This window comes from Arthrobacter sp. KNU40, from assembly GCF_051515115.1.
Classification (GTDB): Bacteria; Actinomycetota; Actinomycetes; order Actinomycetales; family Micrococcaceae; genus Arthrobacter.
The window spans coordinates 926,493-943,803 of the sequence record NZ_CP195850.1 but is presented as its reverse complement, the minus strand read 5'-3'; the positions used below and the strand labels follow the sequence as shown (position 1 = coordinate 943,803).

Below are 17,311 nucleotides of genomic sequence, written 5' to 3'. Positions count from 1 at the left end.
GCGAATGCTATCAGTCGTTCGCCACGTGAAGAATTCACGTTCTTGCCGGAGCCAGCCGATATCCCACCCCGCGCACTGTTTGCAGCCAACGCGGGTTCTGCGCGTCGTCGCCGAGCTTGCGGCGAAGGTTTCCAATGTGCACTTCGACCGACCGTTCTTCGGCGTCGCTCGTGTAGATCCCGACGTCGTAAGGTTCGTTCCGGAGGCCGCGCACAAGGTCCGCTTTGCTCAAGACCGTGCAACCTGCCTCAAGCAAGGAGTGCAGGAGATCGAACTCCGTTGGAGTCAGCCGTACGTCCTGGCCGTCGATGGAAACGGTCCGCGTCGCATAACTGAATACCAGCCCGTTGTGCCGGAAAGTCCGTTGGGAAGGCGGAGCCTCCCCTTGATGGATTGGCGTGGCTCCTGAGCGCGGGCGACGCATCATTGCGGCCACCCTGGCGCGAAGCTCCCGGGGCCGGAAAGGCTTGGTCAAATAGTCATCAGCGCCGGATTCCAAGCCCAGGAGGGTATCTAGCTCGTCGGCCTTGGCCGTCAACATGACGATATATGCATCGGAAAAGTTCCGGACCTGGCGTGCCACCTCGAAGCCATCAATATCAGGCAAGCCCAAGTCCAGGGTGATGACGTGTGGCTGCAAATCACGCGCTGCCCGGATACCGGCGGCCCCGCTCGTCGCCATGTGAACCTCGAAGCCAGCTTGGCTGAGGACAACGCCGACCAATTCCCGGATGTCGTGATCGTCTTCTATGACAAGCCCAACCCGTAATTCAGTCATTTGCAGCCCTCCCAGCCCGCTACGAATGGAAGTATATCGGGCTGCCGGTATCCTTTCTGGCATGCGACGCGACCTTGAACAATTGCGAATTTTGGCCTTATGAAACGTCCGTTTGAATGGGATGCCAAAAGCGGCCGGGTGATGTTCTTTCAACATGCCTTCCATGAGTACTCGCTCAAGGATCGCGTCGCGCTCAGCCAATTGCCGCTGACGGTGACGGCGTGCCTCACTGCGGTCCTGGTTGGCCTCTATTTCCCCGCAACCCTCGGCAATCCCCTGTTTGTCATCTTCCTGGCTACCCAAGCTGCAGCGTGGGTGCTCTGCTACGCAGTCCCGTGGGACAGACTCCCCTTTCCGACATTCCTGGCCATCCCGCTCCTCGACATGGTGTCCATCGGGCTAGGGCGGGAGGGAGGACAAGACAGCCCCATCGGAATCAGCCTCCTGACCGTCTTTCCCGTCATGTGGCTTTGCGCCTCGGGGTTGTATCTACGCTCTGCCCTGGTTGTTTCCTTCCTGGGGCCGCTCGCCATGATTTGGACGCCGCAATTCATCCATGGAACGTACACGCCGCAGGATCTGCTACGCGGGTTGCTGCTGCCCATCATGATGCTCGGCATCGGCGTTTCCATTGGCGTGATGACCCAAAGCATGGTCGCCCAGCAGAAGCGTCTTGAGGAAAGGGACGCCGCGCTGCTCCGCGCCTTGGCGGACAGCCAGGAGAAGGAACGACTGCTCAACACGGTTCTTGAAACCGTCCACCTTGGTGTCGTGGCTATTGACGCCGACGGCCGCGAAATGATGGCGAACCGCAAGCAGCGGGAGAACCAAGTGCTCGAGGCTTCTGGGGACACCGATCGCCACGGCGAGCCAGAGCTCTTGGTTTTCGACGCCGACCGCGTGACCCCCACGGAGGCGGATCGCACGCCGATGCGCCGCGCCGCGTTGAGGCAGGAGTTCACTGACTACCTCGTCTGGGTCGGGACGGGCAGGGAAAAGCGCGCGTTCACCACCAGCGCGCGGTCCATGAAGGACTGCGACGGCAGCTATCTGGGTTCAGTGGTCGTTTTCGGCGATGTCACGGCACTGGTGGACGCTCTCGCTGCGAGGGACGACTTCGTCTCAAACGTTTCGCATGAGTTCCGCACCCCGCTGACGTCCATCACAGGGTACGTGGACCTTGTGCTGGAGGAGGCAGAAAACCTCCCGACCTGGGCGGTGCAGCAACTTGAGATTGTGCAACGAAACGCGGACCGGCTCCTCTCCCTCGTCTCCGACCTCTTGGCAGTCCGCTCGGGCCACATGATCGTCCAGCCACACGCGGTGGACGTATCCGAACTGGTCAAGTCGAGTGTCGCCTCGGCCCAGCCGAAAGCGAACGACGGCGGGGTGCGGCTCCACGTCGACGCCCCCGAACGCCTCGAGGCGCACGTTGATGCCAACCGCATTTCCCAGGTGCTGGACAACCTCATCTCCAACGCCATCAAATACTCCCCCGACGGCGGCGACGTCCGCGTCACGCTACTGCAGGAGGAAAACGCGGTGGTGTGCCACGTCAAAGACACCGGAATGGGCATGGACACGCAGGACCAAGCCGATGCCTTCACTCGGTACTTCAGGGCCGGAAGCGTCCGAAATACGGCCATTCACGGCGTCGGTCTGGGCCTTTCCATCTGCAAGGCAATCGTCGATGCCCACGGCGGGACCATCGGCCTCGAGAGTACCCCCGGCGAAGGAACAACCTTCACATTCCGCGTTCCGGCCTGACCCTCGCTCACAAACAAGCCACCCCCGGCCAACCCTCGCTCACAAACAAGCCACCCCCGGCCAACCCTCGCTCACATATGGGCCCTTTCCGGCCAACCCTCGCTCACATATGGGCCCTTTCCGGCCAACCCCCGCTCACATATGGGCCCTTTCCGGCCAACCCCCGCTCACATATGGGCCCTTTCCGGCCAACCCTCCCTCATCGTCAAGCTGGTTGTGAGTCATTCATTACCTTTTGATTGAAGGAGCCGGCGATGGCCGTTGATAACAAGGGTTTTACGCGTGAAGAGATCCGTGAGTTCATGCATGAGTACTATTTGCAGCCGCACGGGTCGAGGAAGGAATGGATGGCCTCGACGTCCGTTTCGGAATGGACGTTCCGCCGGTGGCGCAAGATGATGGTCCAGGGCGATATCGACCGTGGCCTGATTCCGCGGGAGCATGGAGGCATGGTCCCGACGAATCGTGAACTCTCCGCGTTCGAAAAAGCACGCGCGAAGGAAATGGCTGCCCACCGTGCCGAAGTCGAAAAACTCCAGAAGCGGGTGCAGGAGCTGGAGGACACGAATTCCGCGCTGGGAAAAGCTATCGGGCTCTTGCACGAGTTGAGCGTGCCAGAGCCCGATACAACCCCGACGAGCGCTCACAACGATTCATAGCGGCCGAGAACACTCTGGTCCTGGAACTGCATGTGATCATCGGCTCCCAGCGGACAGCGCTCAAGCTGGCGGGCCTCTCGCGCGGGACCTGGCATTACCGGTCCAATCCCCGTCCGGCGGTGCAGCACCCGATCCACCAGAGCGACCGGGCCTACGAATCCCGGATCAGCTCCGCGCATCAGGACCGGATCCTGGGGCTCATCCTGGCCAGCTGGGAGAAGGGCAACTCCGTTGACCATGCCTTCGCCACAGCCTGGGACAACGGCGAGCTGCTCGCCTCCAACCGCTCGTGGTGGCGGATCGCGGCAGACTACGAGGACCAGCAGGCCCGCCCAACCATCCCGCGCAAGCGTTGGGGCACGCGTGGTTCCTCTGAAAAGCCGGTGGTCAAGGCCACCGGACCCTGCCAGGTCTGGTCCTGGGACATCACCGACATCTATGCCAAGTGGCAGGGCAAGGTTTTCAAGGTGTACTCCATCATGGACATCTTCTCCCGGGAAATCGTCGGCTGGCGGGTGGAGGAACGCGAGTCCGACCACCTCGCCGCGCAGATGTTCAAGACAGCCATCGCCCGGCACGGCGCCCCGCGCATCGTGCATGCCGATTCAGGCCCGGCCATGAGATCAACCCTGCTCCGTGACACCCTCACCGCCCACGGCGTGGAACTCAGCCATAACCGCCCGTACGTCTCCAACGACAATCCCTTCTCGGAGTCAGGCTTTCGCACGATGAAATACCGGCCCGGCTACCCCCGGATCTTTAACGATCTCGAGGCCGCCAGGGAGTACCTCACCTGCTACGTGCACTGGTACAGCACCGATCACAAACACTCCGGCATCGCACTGTTCTCACCATCACAGGTCCACGACGGGTCGTGGAAAGAACTCTGGACCAAGCGAGACAAAGTCCACCAGGACTACTACGAACGACACCCGGGAAGATTCCGCCGCCGACCCACCACACCGGCCCCCGCCACATACGCCGGGATCAACCTCCCCCAGACCAAAACACCCCAAAAACTAGCCCAGTGACTCCACACAGCTTGACAACTTTCGCCTCGCTCACAAACAAGCCACCCCCGGCCAACCCTCGCTCACAAACAAGCCACCCCCGGCCATGCGGCCGTATGGTTTTGTGAGACAGCTTGATGGGAGCCTCAGTTTCAGATGACCACCCGCAGAAAGACATACGACGCCGCGTTCCGGGAGGAATCGGTTCGACTGGTTTTGTCTTCGGACCGGCCGGTGAAGCAGATCGCGCAGGAGATCGGGGTGAAGGAAAGCACGCTGGGAAACTGGGTACACAAGTCCCGGGACAAGCAACCGGACACCCCTGCCCAGCCCGAGGACCGGGGGCCGGTGGCGTGGGATGAACACCAGAAAGCGCTGGCCGAAAACGCCAGGTTGAAGGCCGAGGTCGAGTTCCTGGGAAAAGTCAGCGCCTTCTTTGCCGCGAAGCAAAAGTAGAGGATTTCTACGAGTTCATCGAAGCGGAGAAGGCCAACCATCCCGTGGTGTGGCTATGCCGGAAATTGAACGTCTCCCGGGCCTCCTATTACCGGTGGCGCAAACCTGCCGGCCCTTCACCGCGCACCGTGCGGCACGGGGAGCTGGTCACCGCGGTCACCAAGCTCTACACGAAGGAGTCCGGGCGTGCCGGGCGGGACCAGCTGACCCGGCTCCTGAACGCGGCCGGGACCAAGGTCTCCGCCCCGACCGTGGGGGCCATCATGCGCGAGCACGGCCTGCGGGCCATCCGCACCCAGGCCTGGAAAAAGACCACGCTCCAGGACCCGCAGGCCAAGACCGCCCACATCCAGAACCACATGCTCGATGACCAGGGCAGGCGCGACTTCACCTCCGCGGTGCCCGGGACCCGGCTGGTCGGGGACATCACCTACCTGCGCACCGGCGAGGGCTGGCTCTACCTGGCCACGGTCATCGACCTGTTCTCCGGGATGGTCATCGGCTGGGCCATGGCCGAACACATGCGCGCCAGCCTGTGCACCGCGGCCCTGCGGATGGCCCGGAACCACGGCCACCTCATCGGCGGCCCAGTCGTCTTCCACTCCGACCGGGGCACCCAGTACACCTCGGAGGAATTCCAACGATGGTGCGCCCAGAACGAGGTCACCCAGTCCATGGGCAAGGTGGGGGTGTGCTGGGACAACGCGGTCGCCGAGAACTTCTTCTCACACCTCAAGACCGAGTTCTACCACCACCACCGCTTCGGTTCCAGGCTCACCGCACGGACCGCCGTGATGGACTACATCGAGGGCTGGTACAACCGCCGCCGACCCAACCGACGGGCCGGCGGCATCCCGCCAGCCACCGCCCACGCAAACCACCACACCAGCGTCCAGGAACCCCTGGCCGCCTAACCAAAACAAACAACGAAAATGTCTCAAAAACTTGACGACCGCACCAACCCTCGCTCACATCATGCGAGCGAGCGTCCAAGGAAGAACCCACATACGTGAGCGAGCGTCCAAAGAAGAACCCACATACGTGAGCGAGCGTCGCAGGGTGGGCTGCGTAGACTGAGGATATGGGCGAGAGCCGCGACCTGCTGACGCCTGAGCAACGCAGCCTGAACATGTCCAAGATCCGGGGCAAGGACACCAAGCCCGAGCTCTTGGTCCGCAGGCTCCTGCATGCCAAGGGTTACCGGTACCGGCTCCATGGCCGGGCCGCGGGCGGGAAGTTGCCCGGCAGCCCGGATCTCGTGTTCGCCGGCCGGCGCAAGGTGATTTTCGTGAACGGATGCTTCTGGCATTTCCACGATTGCAAGGCAGGCCAGCACGCACCGAGCGGCAACGCGGATTTCTGGGCAGCGAAGCGCAATCGCACCCGGGAGCGCGACGCCGGACAGCGCGAACTGCTGAGAGCCTCGGGATGGGAGATTCTCACCGTGTGGGAATGCGAACTGCGGGACCGTTCGGCTTTGGAGAATCAGCTCACGCAGTTCCTCGACGGCGACCGAACAGGAAGTAGCTCAGCGGCCCAAAGAAATTGATAAAGCTTGCGGCCCGCCATACGGCTTTGTTTCCCCTGATCTGGGCCGCGGGGGTCTTGGAAATGCTGCGTTGTGCCGCGACCAGCAACGCCAACTGTCCCGCACCCACCACGAGCATGCCCACCCGTTGCCCAGGTGTCATGTCCTTCCAGGACTTCTTCTTTTTCTTGCCGTGCATGATGCCTCCATCTGCGGTGACTTGCTCTCTCAGGCTAGTCCGCCCGCCGCCCGGACGGAACCGGTCCCCGCCGCCCTGCTGAGGAGGCCCCTCACAGTCGCGCCTGGCGGACCACTTCTCCCCAGGACTGCTGGGCCAAGTCGGTGACGGCGGCAAGGATCTCCGCCGGTGGCCGGGACAAGTCCAGCGGGTACTCCACAATGTCGATGTCCGTGTTGAGGATCCGCCGCAGCTTCATCTCTCCCTTGCCCGCATAAATCAGCCACGCCGTGGGTACTTGCAGCGCGGTGCAGTAGGCCAGGAGTTGGTAGTGGTCCGCGTTGAGCGATGCCCCGGAATCCGTGGCCGAGGTGTATTTGGAGTCGTACACCACCACCGGCCTGCCACCCAGGAAATGCACGGCATCGGGGCGCACGGTGAGCCGGTCCGAATCCCGAACGGCTTCGTTGAGGGTGGCGCCGTATTGAAGCCGCATTTCACCCGGATGTGCCCGCATGGCCGCCCGCAAAGCCACGCCCACGAATTCCTCAAAAACAGTGGACATGTCCACGACAAACGAGGCGGCTTGCTGTTTCCCCTCGCCGGCTTCGGCGGAGGCATTCCGCAGGATGAGCTCGGCCAAACGGAGGACGGGATGGTAGCGGAGGTTCATCCGGTTGGCCTGCCACCGCGGGAGTGGCGCTCCGGACTGCAGCCGCGTGACGGCGTCGAGCTTTCCCTTGAGCTGCCGCAAGCGGCTCAGCACGTTCTGCCGCACTCCGGGAACCTTGCCCATCCGCTCAAGAGCGGCACGCAGGATGCGGTTTTCGGCAATGTCCTCGGTGAATTCGTCATAGGAGACTTCAAGCGGAACCAGCATCCCTGGGCGGCGGGAGATCTGGTCGGAGATCCGGATGCGGCCCTTGACCGTCCTGAGGGACTCGTCCACGGTGAGGTACCCCTGCAGCGGGCCCCGGCTGAGGGCCCGCTCCGCCAACTGGGCGAGGGACTCAGCCAGGGCGCTCCACAGGTCCTTGTGCTCGACGGCGGCCACCGAATCCTCGCGGAATCCCTGGTCCCCGGCGTAGCTGAGGAGGAACAGCAGCCGGTTCAAGCCCAGTCGGTCCTTAGGCCGGACCTCGAACTGGACGGTCGGCGTCCGCACAGACCCGACCTTGCCCACAGGCTCGATGCGGTAGAGGCCCATCCCCATGGGCGAGGCCTTCGCGAGCCCGCTCGAGTTGAGGAGGGCGGCGGCGTCTGGATCAAGCTTGTCCACGATGCCACCGGAGAGCTCGTCCATGACGATGTGCCGCACAGCCGGAGCCTTCGTCGAAGCGCGGACCGCTGGCTTTCCGATGCCCGGCGCGCGGGCCGGCCGCGGTGGCGCGGTCTTAGCGGACCGCAAGTCGACCCAACAACTGGTCCAGACCGAAGCGCTCCTCCAGCTGGGCCCGGTTCAATTGACCGTGGTAATGCTCCTCCAGGAGTGGCATGAGTTCGTACTTCCAGATCCTGCGCAGCCCGGCAGGGTTCTGGGCCGCGTTCTTCATGAAGTAGGAGGGGCCGATCATCAGGTCCCGGTCCCAGTCGTCGATGGAGTCGTTCAGGGCGTCAAGCAGGTCCGCGTTGAGGGTGTCCAAGCCGCGGGCCGTGAGGAAGCGTCGGAGGGAACCGCGGATCGGTTCCACCTTCGGGTGCAGTTCGACGAACGCGAAGCGACGGCGGATGGCCGCATCCATCATGGCGATAGAGCGGTCCGCCGTGTTCATGGTGCCGATGATGTAGAGGTTGTCCGGGAGGCTGAACGGTTCGTTGGGGCTGTACTGGAGGTAGATGCGGTCGTCGCGGTATTCGAGCAGGAAGTACAGCTCACCGAATACCTTCGCCAGGTTGGCCCGGTTCATCTCGTCGATGATGAGGAAGTACGGCTTGTTGGAGTTCCCGGGCTTCGCAGCTTCTTCAGCGAGGCGACGCAGCGGACCGGCCACGAGCTTGAACGACACCTGGCCGTCGTCGGTCTTGTCCGGCCGGTATCCCTCGAAGAAGTCCTCGTACGCGTAGGACGGGTGGAACTGGACCAGCTTGACGCGCTCGTCGGTACTGTCGCCGGCGAGCTGGGCCGCCAAGTGCTTGGCGAGGTAGGTCTTTCCCGTTCCCGGAGGGCCGTAGAGCACTAGTTGGCGGTTCTCCTCGAGGAGTTCCGCGATCTCGGTGAGTGGCTCAAGCTCCATGTGGAGGGAAGCTGCGAACTCTTCAGTGAGGGGGCGGAACCCTTCAATCACGGGCTCGACGACGGCGTCCGGGGCGGCGGCTTCCTCGCCGTCGGATTCGGCTTCGGCGGGCAGGAGGGCCTGCAGCGACTGGATGACCCTCGTGACGTCCACGACGATGCCCGAAGTGGAGAGCTGGCGCTGGACGTGCCGCGGCGCTTCGGCGATCGGGTGCGTCTCATCGAACCATCGCACTTTACGCCGGAGCCGGCGATTGTCCTCGTTGTGTTCCGGTTCGCCCAGGACCACGCCGATCCTGATGGCACCGGAGTTCTGGAACAGGGCGAGGTCGCCGGGTTTCATCACGGTCAGGAACGCGAAAACGGCGGTCTTCATGTCTTCCCGCTCCACGTAGCCTAGGTGCTTGTAGTCCTCGTCCACGGCATGTTGGACCAGGCCTGCCGTCACGCCGGCGGTGAGTTCGCGAAGGTGTTCGACGTCGAGCGTTGCTTTTTCCTCGTCCCGCCACGCGGCGAGGAGCTCGGCGGAGTCCTGGTGCGTGCGCAGCAGCCAGGCGCGGCGGCCGGGATCTCCCACTTTGCGCCATTGGCTGACGAGCTGGCGGTCGTACCAATCGATGCGCTGGCCGGCCTGTTCGTCGAGGTACAGCCGGATGCGGTGCACGTCCGCGGTGATGTCGGTTTCCGTTTCGCCGTGGGCGCCACCAACGAGCGAGGCGAAGGCGTCCCGGATTTCGCGCCGCTCAACGTCGGCGACCACTGGCTCGAAGTAGCTGGGCCACGCCAAGTATTCGATGCTGCGCCGGATGGCCGGCTGGTCCTCGGGGGTTGCCGCCGCGAGTTCGTGGAATTTCAGCGGGTCCTTGAGGGCCTTGTTGATGCTCGCGTTGGACTGGCCATCGACGTGCGCCACGAACCGACACAACCAGGTCAGGTGGTCCCAGATGGTCCAGTTGAATTCCGCGGTCCGGTCACGGATGACGCCGTGATCGGTCATCCCCTGGTAGAGCTCCTCGGGGAGCTCGAGCTCGGGATCGAGCCAGGACGCGGCTTCGGCAACGCGGGCGCGCTTCACCTTGAGCGACTTGACCTCGTGCGCCAGCGGCAAGGACTGGAGGAAGAGGAGCTCGACGGCGAGCAACTTGGCCTCGCGCGAGGCCCCTTCCAGGTTTTGGCGCAGGTTGGTCATCATGGGCGCTTTGGAGTCTCCGACGCCGCGTTCGAGGCGCTCCAGGAGCTCGCCGGCGGAGTCCACCGTCCAAGTGCGGGTACTGGCGTCGAGCGCCGAAGCTTTGCCTTGCAGCCCCGGGCCCAGCACGAACCAGGCCGCATCTTCGATCTCCTTGGAGATACCGGGGGCACGGGTCAGTGGGGTTTTGGTGGAGGGAGTCACCATGCCAACTTACATGGTTTATCTTGGTGCTGGCATCAGCAAAGTCGGCACCCCCACCACATGCGTCCCGCCTCACGCGTTCTGCCACATGCGTCCCACATCTTGCCTCCTGCCGCATGCGCACCGAGCTCGTGAACCCCGGAGGTCAGTGCATTCCGAAGCGGTAATTGGCTGGCACCGGCTCCTCCGGGCACACTTCCTGCCACAGCTCGGCGATCCCGTCCTCGCCTTCCCGGATGTCTGGTATCTCGACGCCGTCCCGCAACATCCGTGCGGCCTCCTGGCCTTTGCCGACGCCCGCGAGGGCGAGCGCCGTCAGGAAACGGATGCGCCCGACGTCGGACATTCCGGCAGGTGCCTCGCTCGCCAGGGCGAGTGCTTGGGCGGGGTTCCCATGCCGGATGCTGAGGGTCATGGCCTCGCTGAGCAAGGGGAGGTTGGAGGGCTCCAACCGGCTCGCCGCGGCAAGCTCTGCCAGGCCCCCGTCAGTCTTGTCGGTGGCAAGCAGCGCAAGGGCGTGGCCCCGTGTGGCGAGGACCTTGGAACGGGGCGAGAGGTCCTCGGCAACCAGCGCGGCGCCGTATCCGGCGATCGCACCGGCGAGGTCCTGGCGGGCGTGCTTCATCGTGGCCAGGTGGAACTGCGCTTCCGCTCCACCATCCTTTGCCAGCAGTTCTTCCCAATCGGCTCCAGCCACGAAGGTCCCGGCGCCCAGGAAGCTTGCCCCATCCAGCAGGCTGTGCCACGGGCCCGTTTCCTCGATCGCCTCAGGGGTTGCATCGTCGGCGAAGGGAGTGCCGATTTCGTCCAGCCACGCGCGGCCGGAGTGTCGCCGTCGGGCACTCTCCAAAGCACCCCAAGCGCTGCCGCGCACCAGCATCTCGTCCGGAGGCAGGGCATAGTTCCGTGCGGCTTCGGCGAGGGCGACTTCGAGCTCCTCGTCCGGGACGAGCTCTTCGAGCCGGACGCTGGCGTGGGTCACGGCTGCGTCCCAATCCTGGCCGTGGGAGGTTGCGGGATCCAGCTTCGCGTTGCCGTAGGCCTCCACCCAACTCCACTCGGCGCCGGCAGGCATGGCCAGATGCTCGAACTGGGTCTGCGCGAGCCCGGCCTGGATCTCTGCGTAGGGGCCGGCCCCGGGGCTGAGCCATTCCTGCCAGCGTTTCCCGCCGTCACCCTGGCCCCAGACGAACAGCTTCTTCCCCCGAAGGAGGCTCGTGGACAGCATGGCCAGGCCATCGCCGTCGTGGTCTACTGCGGCGATCCAGTGCCGATGGCCCGGCTGGATGTCGAAGAAGAAATCCGCCGCGTGCGGGCTGTTGACCAGCCAGGTGGCATCCGTGCCTTGGTGTTCAGTGGGCCGGACGCGGGCGATGTCGGTGGTGTAATCGCTGCCGAAAGCCTCCGTGGCGGGCGCGATCACGCGCGTTTCCGCCGTCTCGGGAACGGCTGCGTTGCTCCACCAGTACATGGGTACCTCGTGGTCATGGGGGTTCCGGATCCGGACCGCCGTGAGGAGGACGTCCGAGTCCTCCGGAAGCCACATGTCCACTTGGAAAACCACCTCGCGGAGGCGTTCGAACTCCCACATGCGCAGGACGTCGTGGCCTTCGGGAGTCTTGACGATAGCAGTGTGCACCGGATCGCATGTGGTGGGCGAGTGCCCGCGGGTGCCGATGTTCCATTCGAGCCCGCCGGCGAACCAGGCCTTGCGCAGGGCGATGTTGGCGAATTGCAGGGTCCCGTGGGTGTGGAGGAGTTGCTTCCCCGACCCTTTGTCGAAGAGCTCCCACAGCCGGCCGCCCAAGGTGGGAAGGACAACGGCGCGCAGTTTGCTGTTCTCAAGCACGACGGCAGGCACCTCGTGGGCGGTCCGCTCGCGCGAGTAGCCGTCCTGCATCAGGTACGGGAACATGTTCGGCACTTGCCCGTAGCGGGCCGCGGCCTGCAGCTCCTCCGGGACGCCGTCGCCGATTCTGTATGGCAGGTCCAGTTCAGCCGTGACTACGGGCAACGGGCTATTGGGGCCTAGCTCCGCCATGTTCAGGGTGTTGGTGGAGAAGCTCAGGTTTTGCATCTTTGTGACTCCTGGAGGCTATTTTCGATCGCAATGCTTCACCCATCTTTGACCCAAGTCACCGGTGTGTAAAGGGACCCACCCAACTGGCTCGCAGTTGTTGTCGTTTTGAGCGCCCAAAACGACAACAACTGCGAGTCAGTTGGGGGCGTCAGCGGGAGGCGGCGCGGGCGGCCCTTACCAGGTCCCGGTTGGTGACCATGTACGCCGTCGGGTCCGAATCTCCGGGTGTACCGAAGGAGTCCCCACGGTTCTTCCACGTCGAAACCGTGGCCTTGGCTGACAAGTGGACCGCGCTTAGTCCTGCGGCGTGCAGGGCAGGGATATCGTCCAGGGCGAGTCCGCCGCCTGCCATGACTTCAAGCCGGCCCGCTGCCCGCTGGACCATACGCTCGAGGGTCGCGATCCCCGCCCCCACCGTCGCGGCGCCGCCAGAGCTGAGCACCCGCGTGAACCCAAGGTCTACGAGCTGCTCGACGGCGGCCGCCGGGTCCGGGGTTTGGTCGATGGCCCGGTGGAAGGTCAATTGGGCGTCGGGGTTGGTCTCCAAGGCGGTGGCGACGAGCTTTCGCGTGGCTTGGACGTCGATATCACCGGCGGCCGTGAGGACTCCGATCACCACTCCGTGAGCCCCTTGGGTGAGCAAGAACCGGATCTCGCGGTACATGGTGTCCAAATCCGCGCCGGAATACAGGAAATCTCCCGGCCGGCTACGGATCAACGAGTGGATCTCCAGCCGCCCACCGGCAGCCTCCTGCGCGGCTTCCATCAGCCCTTGGCTCGGGGTCAGTCCCCCGAGCTCCAAGGCGCTGCAAAGTTCGATCCGGTCCGCGCCTTCTTCAGCGGCAACGGCAGCGCCCTGGGCACCGACGGCGACGATCTCGAGTTTCATGGGGAAACTCTACGGCCACCGGGATGCACAGGGCGCTGCTTTATCGCTTCAGCTAGGCCCGATAGGGCGCCAACTGCTCCTTCTGCTCGGGAGTGAGCCTGCGGACACGGCCCGTGGACTCATCGACGAACGCCAGATGGGTAGTCGCGTTGACGCAGTCCTGGCCGGTCACGGGATCCTTGATGACGTAGTGAAGGTCAAAACTTGCCCCCTTCACGGCGCCGACCCAGATCTCAACCACTGCCGGTATGTTCCGGTATTCCAAGGTCCGGACGTACCGGACCTTGTGCTCCACCACGAGGGTCATGACCCCGTCTTCAACCGAGTCGAAGACGGAGACCGGCGCTTCCACTCCGGGGAGTCCGGCACCGCGGGGCGGACCGAAAGCCGCGATGCGGGCCTCTTCGAGCATGCGCACGATCTGGACGTTGTTGATGTGCCCGTACGCGTCCATGTCTCCCCAACGCATCGGCACTTGTACCGTAATTCGCTGGCTCAGCTGTGCACCGCCGTCGAGTCATCCACAACTGCTTCCCCGGCATCCTCACCGGCAAACTGCGACATGTAGAGGCGGTAGTAAGCGCCCTGCAATGCGAGCAGTTGGTTGTGGTTGCCCTGCTCCACGATGCTGCCGTTTTCCATCACCAGGATGGTGTCGGCGTCGCGGATGGTGGACAAACGGTGGGCAATGACAAAGCTGGTGCGATCCGTGCGGAGGGCAGCCATGGCCTTCTGCAACAGCAGCTCGGTACGGGTGTCAACGGAGCTTGTGGCCTCGTCGAGGATCAACAGCGAGGGATCGGAAACGAAGGCCCGCGCGATGGTGATGAGCTGCTTCTCGCCCGCGCTGACGTTGTTGCCTTCCTCGTCGATGATGGTCTGGTAGCCTTCCGGCAGGGCACGCACGAAGCGGTCCACGTACGTGGCCTTGGCCGCCTCCATGATCTGTTCCTCGGTGGCTTCGAGGTTGCCGTACTTGATGTTGTCGTAAATGGTGCCGCCGAACAGCCAGGCGTCCTGGAGCACCATTCCCACCTTGGAACGAAGCTCGGAACGGCTCAGCTCCTTGATGTCCACGCCGTCCAGGGTGATTCGCCCCGAATTGAGCTCGTAGAACCGCATGACGAGGTTGACCAAGGTGGTCTTGCCCGCGCCCGTGGGTCCGACAATCGCCACGGTGTGTCCAGGCTCTGCGCTCAGGGAAAGGTTCTCGATGAGCGGCTTGTCGGCAACGTAGCTGAAGGACACGTTCTCGAACTCGACGTGGCCGTCCGTGCGCGGGGGCAGGTGACGGGCCGCGTTCTCCGGCATTTCCTCATCGGCATCCAGGAACTCGAAAACGCGCTCAGCCGAAGCCACACCGGACTGGAGCATGTTGGCCATGCCCGCGATCTGGCCGAGCGGCTGGGTGAATTCACGCGAGTACTGGATGAACGCCGTGGCGTCGCCAAGGCTCATGGAACCGGAAGCAACCCGCAAACCACCGACGACGGCGATGCCCACGTAGCTGAGGTAGGAGACGAAGTTCATGGCCGGGAAGATGATGCCGGAAACAAACTGTGCCCCGAAAGAGGCCTTGTACAGGGCTTCGTTGCGTTCGTCGAATCGCTCCAGCATGTCCGCGTCACGCCCGAAGACCTTGACGAGCTCGTGGCCGGAGAACGATTCCTCGATCTGGCCGTTGAGCGAGCCGGTGTTCTTCCACTGGGCGGCGAAGAGCTTCTGGCTGCGCGAGCCGATCACGCCGGCAAGGACGCCGGAGAGCGGCAAGGCAACCAGCGCGATCAGGGCGAGCTGCCAGGACACGATGAACATCATGATGGTGATGCCGAAGACCGTCAGCACCGAGCTGACCAGCTGCGCGAACGCCTGCTGCAGCCCTTGCTGGACGTTGTCGACGTCGTTGGTCACGCGGGAGAGGATGTCGCCGCGCTGCCGGGTGTCGAAGTAGTTCAGGGGCAGGCGGTTGAGCTTGGCCTGGACATCGTTGCGGAGCCGGTTGATGACCTTCATGACGATCTTGTTCAGGATGTAGCCCTGGGCCCACAGGAAGATGTTGGCCACGAAGTACATCAAGAGCACGATCGAGATCAGGAAGGTGAGCTTGGAGAAGTTGATCCCATTGGTGAGCTCCATCTTGGAGACCATGTCCGCGAAGTTGTTCTGGCCGGCCTGGCGGAGTCCTTCGGCAAAGGCCGCTTGGCTCACTCCGGGAGGCAATTGCTTGCCCATGACACCGCCGAAGATGACGTCCATGGCGCTGCCGAGGATCTTCGGGGCGATGACGTTCAAGACGACGGAGACCACGACGAGGCCGATGACGAGGACGACTCCGGCGGCCTCCGGCTTGAGTAGCCCGAGGAGCCGCTTGGCCGACGGTCCGAACGCCTTGGCTTTCTTGGCCGGCAGGTTGCCGAACATGCCGCCGTCGGCTTCGCCCGGGGTGTATTCGGTTTCCTCGATGTCGTCATCTTCCACGGCTGTTACGGCACCGGCCGCGGCTGCATCCTTTGCTTCCGCAGCATCGCGGGCAGCCTTCGCTGCTTCGGCCTTCGCGGCCCAGCCGCGCTTTTGCTGATTCTGTTCGCTCATGCCACTTCCTCCGCGCTCAGCTGGGATTCGACGATCTCCTGGTACGTGGGTGACGTGTCCAGGAGTTCTTCATGGGTGCCACGGTCAACGATCCTGCCGTTGTCCAGGACCAGGATCTGGTCTGCGTCCGCAATGGTTGAGACGCGCTGGGCCACGATGATGACCGTGGCATCCTGCGTCTTTTCCTTCAGCGCCCGGCGAAGGCGGGCGTCCGTGGCCACGTCCAAGGCCGAGAAGGAGTCGTCAAAGAGGTAGACCTTGGGCTGCGTCACCAAGGCCCGGGCGATGCAGAGGCGCTGCCTCTGGCCACCGGAAACGTTGGTGCCGCCCTGGGCCACCCGACGGTTGAGGCCCGAGGACTTTTCCATGACGAAGTCCTTGGCCTGGGCGGTTTCCAGCGCGTCCCAGAGTTCCTGGTCCGTCGCGTCGGTCTTGCCGAAGCGCAGGTTGTGCTCGATGGTTCCGGAGAACAAGTACGGCTTCTGCGGCACGGTGGCCACACGGCTGGTGATTTCGTCCCGGTCCAGGCTGGTGACCGGGACGCCGTCGAGCAATACATCGCCGGACGCGACGTCGTACAGGCGCGGAAGCAGCGACACCAAGGTGGTTTTGCCGGCGCCGGTGGAGCCGATGATGGCGAGGGTCTGTCCTGGCTCCGCGGTGAAGGAAATGTTGCTCAACACGGGAGCTTCAGCGCCGGGGTATTTGAACGTGACGTCGCGGAATTCGACGCGCCCCTTCTTTTCCGCGGGCGCTACGGGCGCCTTCGGATCGTGGATGGAGGGCTCGACGTCGAGGACCTCGCCGATGCGGTCCGCGCACACGGAGGCGCGCGGGATCATCATGGCCATGAAGGTACCCATCATGACCGCCATGAGGATCTGCAGGAGGTACTGCAGGAAGGCCGTCAGGGAACCCACCTGCATGTTGCCCGCATCCACCCTTTGGCCGCCGAACCACAGCACTGCCGCCGTGGAAAGGTGCAGGATCATTCCGATGGCCGGGAACATCAAGACAAACAGGTTGCCGATCTTGACTGAAACCAGGGTGAGGTCCTTGTTGGCGTCGCCGAAGCGCTTGGCCTCGTACGGTTCACGAACGAAGGCACGGACCACGCGGATACCGATGATCTGTTCGCGCAAGACGCCGTTGATGACGTCGATCTTCTTCTGCATGGAGCGGAAGAGCGGCATGAGCCTGACCACGAGGTAACCGACCACGGCCACGAGGACCGGCACCGAGACCCAGACGAGCCACGAGAGGCTGAGGTCTTCACGCAGGGCCATGATGATGCCGCCAACGCACATGATGGGCGTGGAAACCATGAAGTTCAGGCCCATCAGCATGAGCATCTGGACTTGCTGGACGTCATTGGTGCCGCGGGTGATCAACGTGGGTGCGCCGAAGCTGTTGACGTCCTTGGCCGAGAAGCTGCTGACCTTGCGGAAGACGTCCCTGCGCAGGTCGCGGCCCATGGCCATGGCCACGCGGGAGCCGAAGTAGACCCCCGCGATGGCTGCAATGACCTGGCCGAGCGCGACCGCGAGCATCAGGGCTCCGGTTTGCCAGATGTAGTTGGTATCCCCCCGGGATACCCCTTCATCGATGATTTTTGCGTTGAGGCTTGGAAGGTAAAGGGTGGCAATGGTAGACGCCAACTGGAAGATGATGACGGCCAGTATCTGCGGCAAATACGGCTTGGAGTAGCGCCGTATCAGGGTGACAAGCATGCCCACGGATCCTTAATG

Annotated in this window: 14 protein-coding genes; 5 read left to right on the top strand and 9 right to left on the bottom strand. The window is 63.6% G+C overall.

Annotation, left to right across the window (positions count from 1 at the left end; genetic code table 11):
- Positions 1-34 precede the first annotated feature (34 nt).
- A complete protein-coding gene (locus ACSKT0_RS04465) occupies positions 35-778 on the bottom strand; it encodes a response regulator transcription factor (protein WP_437772681.1) in 744 nt (247 codons plus the stop codon).
- A gap of 99 nt (positions 779-877) precedes the next feature.
- Between ACSKT0_RS04465 and ACSKT0_RS04460 the strand changes: the two genes are divergently transcribed.
- From ACSKT0_RS04460 to ACSKT0_RS04440, 5 genes are all read left to right on the top strand, one after another.
- Entirely contained in the window at positions 878-2,545 is a 1,668-nt protein-coding gene (locus tag ACSKT0_RS04460) for a sensor histidine kinase (RefSeq protein ID WP_437772680.1), read from the top strand.
- A 254-nt stretch (positions 2,546-2,799) separates the two neighbouring features.
- A complete protein-coding gene (locus ACSKT0_RS04455; protein ID WP_437771023.1) occupies positions 2,800-3,204 on the top strand; it encodes a hypothetical protein in 405 nt (134 codons plus the stop codon).
- A gap of 32 nt (positions 3,205-3,236) precedes the next feature.
- Positions 3,237-4,235: a transposase gene (locus ACSKT0_RS04450; protein ID WP_437771022.1), complete on the top strand. Its 999-nt coding sequence runs from the start codon at positions 3,237-3,239 to the stop codon at positions 4,233-4,235.
- Positions 4,236-4,370: 135 nt separating this feature from the next.
- Positions 4,371-5,584 (top strand): IS3 family transposase gene (locus ACSKT0_RS04445; RefSeq protein ID WP_437771182.1). Its coding sequence is split into 2 segments (ribosomal slippage): positions 4,371-4,632 and positions 4,632-5,584, totalling 1,215 coding nucleotides; the frame shifts between segments, so codons are not numbered across the junction.
- A gap of 167 nt (positions 5,585-5,751) precedes the next feature.
- Positions 5,752-6,219, top strand: a complete 468-nt coding sequence (locus ACSKT0_RS04440) for a very short patch repair endonuclease (protein ID WP_437772679.1) — start codon at positions 5,752-5,754, stop codon at positions 6,217-6,219.
- Here ACSKT0_RS04440 and ACSKT0_RS04435 read toward each other — a convergent pair.
- The 8 genes from ACSKT0_RS04435 to ACSKT0_RS04400 all read right to left on the bottom strand — a co-directional run bounded on the left by ACSKT0_RS04435 (position 6,161) and on the right by ACSKT0_RS04400 (position 17,293).
- Entirely contained in the window at positions 6,161-6,397 is a 237-nt protein-coding gene (locus ACSKT0_RS04435; RefSeq protein ID WP_236815885.1) for a PLDc N-terminal domain-containing protein, read from the bottom strand. The two genes, ACSKT0_RS04440 and ACSKT0_RS04435, sit on opposite strands and share 59 nt — an antisense overlap.
- A gap of 91 nt (positions 6,398-6,488) precedes the next feature.
- Positions 6,489-7,679 (bottom strand): 5-methylcytosine restriction system specificity protein McrC, encoded by a 1,191-nt coding sequence (locus ACSKT0_RS04430; RefSeq protein ID WP_437773965.1) that lies wholly within the window; start codon positions 7,677-7,679, stop codon positions 6,489-6,491.
- A gap of 91 nt (positions 7,680-7,770) precedes the next feature.
- Complete coding sequence (locus ACSKT0_RS04425; RefSeq protein WP_437772678.1) at positions 7,771-10,005, bottom strand: McrB family protein; 2,235 nt, start codon at positions 10,003-10,005, stop codon at positions 7,771-7,773.
- 142 nt (positions 10,006-10,147) lie between these two features.
- Positions 10,148-12,079 carry a DUF5107 domain-containing protein gene (locus ACSKT0_RS04420; RefSeq protein WP_437772677.1) on the bottom strand — a complete coding sequence of 644 codons (1,932 nt, stop codon included), beginning with the start codon at positions 12,077-12,079 and terminating at the stop codon, positions 10,148-10,150.
- 151 nt (positions 12,080-12,230) lie between these two features.
- Positions 12,231-12,971, bottom strand: coding sequence for a copper homeostasis protein CutC (locus ACSKT0_RS04415; protein ID WP_437772676.1), 741 nt, complete (start codon positions 12,969-12,971; stop codon positions 12,231-12,233).
- Between the two features lie 52 nt (positions 12,972-13,023).
- Positions 13,024-13,440: an acyl-CoA thioesterase gene (locus ACSKT0_RS04410; protein ID WP_437772675.1), complete on the bottom strand. Its 417-nt coding sequence runs from the start codon at positions 13,438-13,440 to the stop codon at positions 13,024-13,026.
- Between the two features lie 26 nt (positions 13,441-13,466).
- Positions 13,467-15,563, bottom strand: a complete 2,097-nt coding sequence (locus tag ACSKT0_RS04405; protein WP_437772674.1) for an ABC transporter ATP-binding protein — start codon at positions 15,561-15,563, stop codon at positions 13,467-13,469.
- On the bottom strand, positions 15,560-17,293 hold the full coding sequence (locus tag ACSKT0_RS04400; protein ID WP_437772673.1) for an ABC transporter ATP-binding protein: 1,734 nt from the start codon (positions 17,291-17,293) through the stop codon (positions 15,560-15,562). Before ACSKT0_RS04400 ends, ACSKT0_RS04405 begins: the two co-directional genes overlap by 4 nt.
- Between the last annotated feature and the right edge of the window lie 18 nt (positions 17,294-17,311).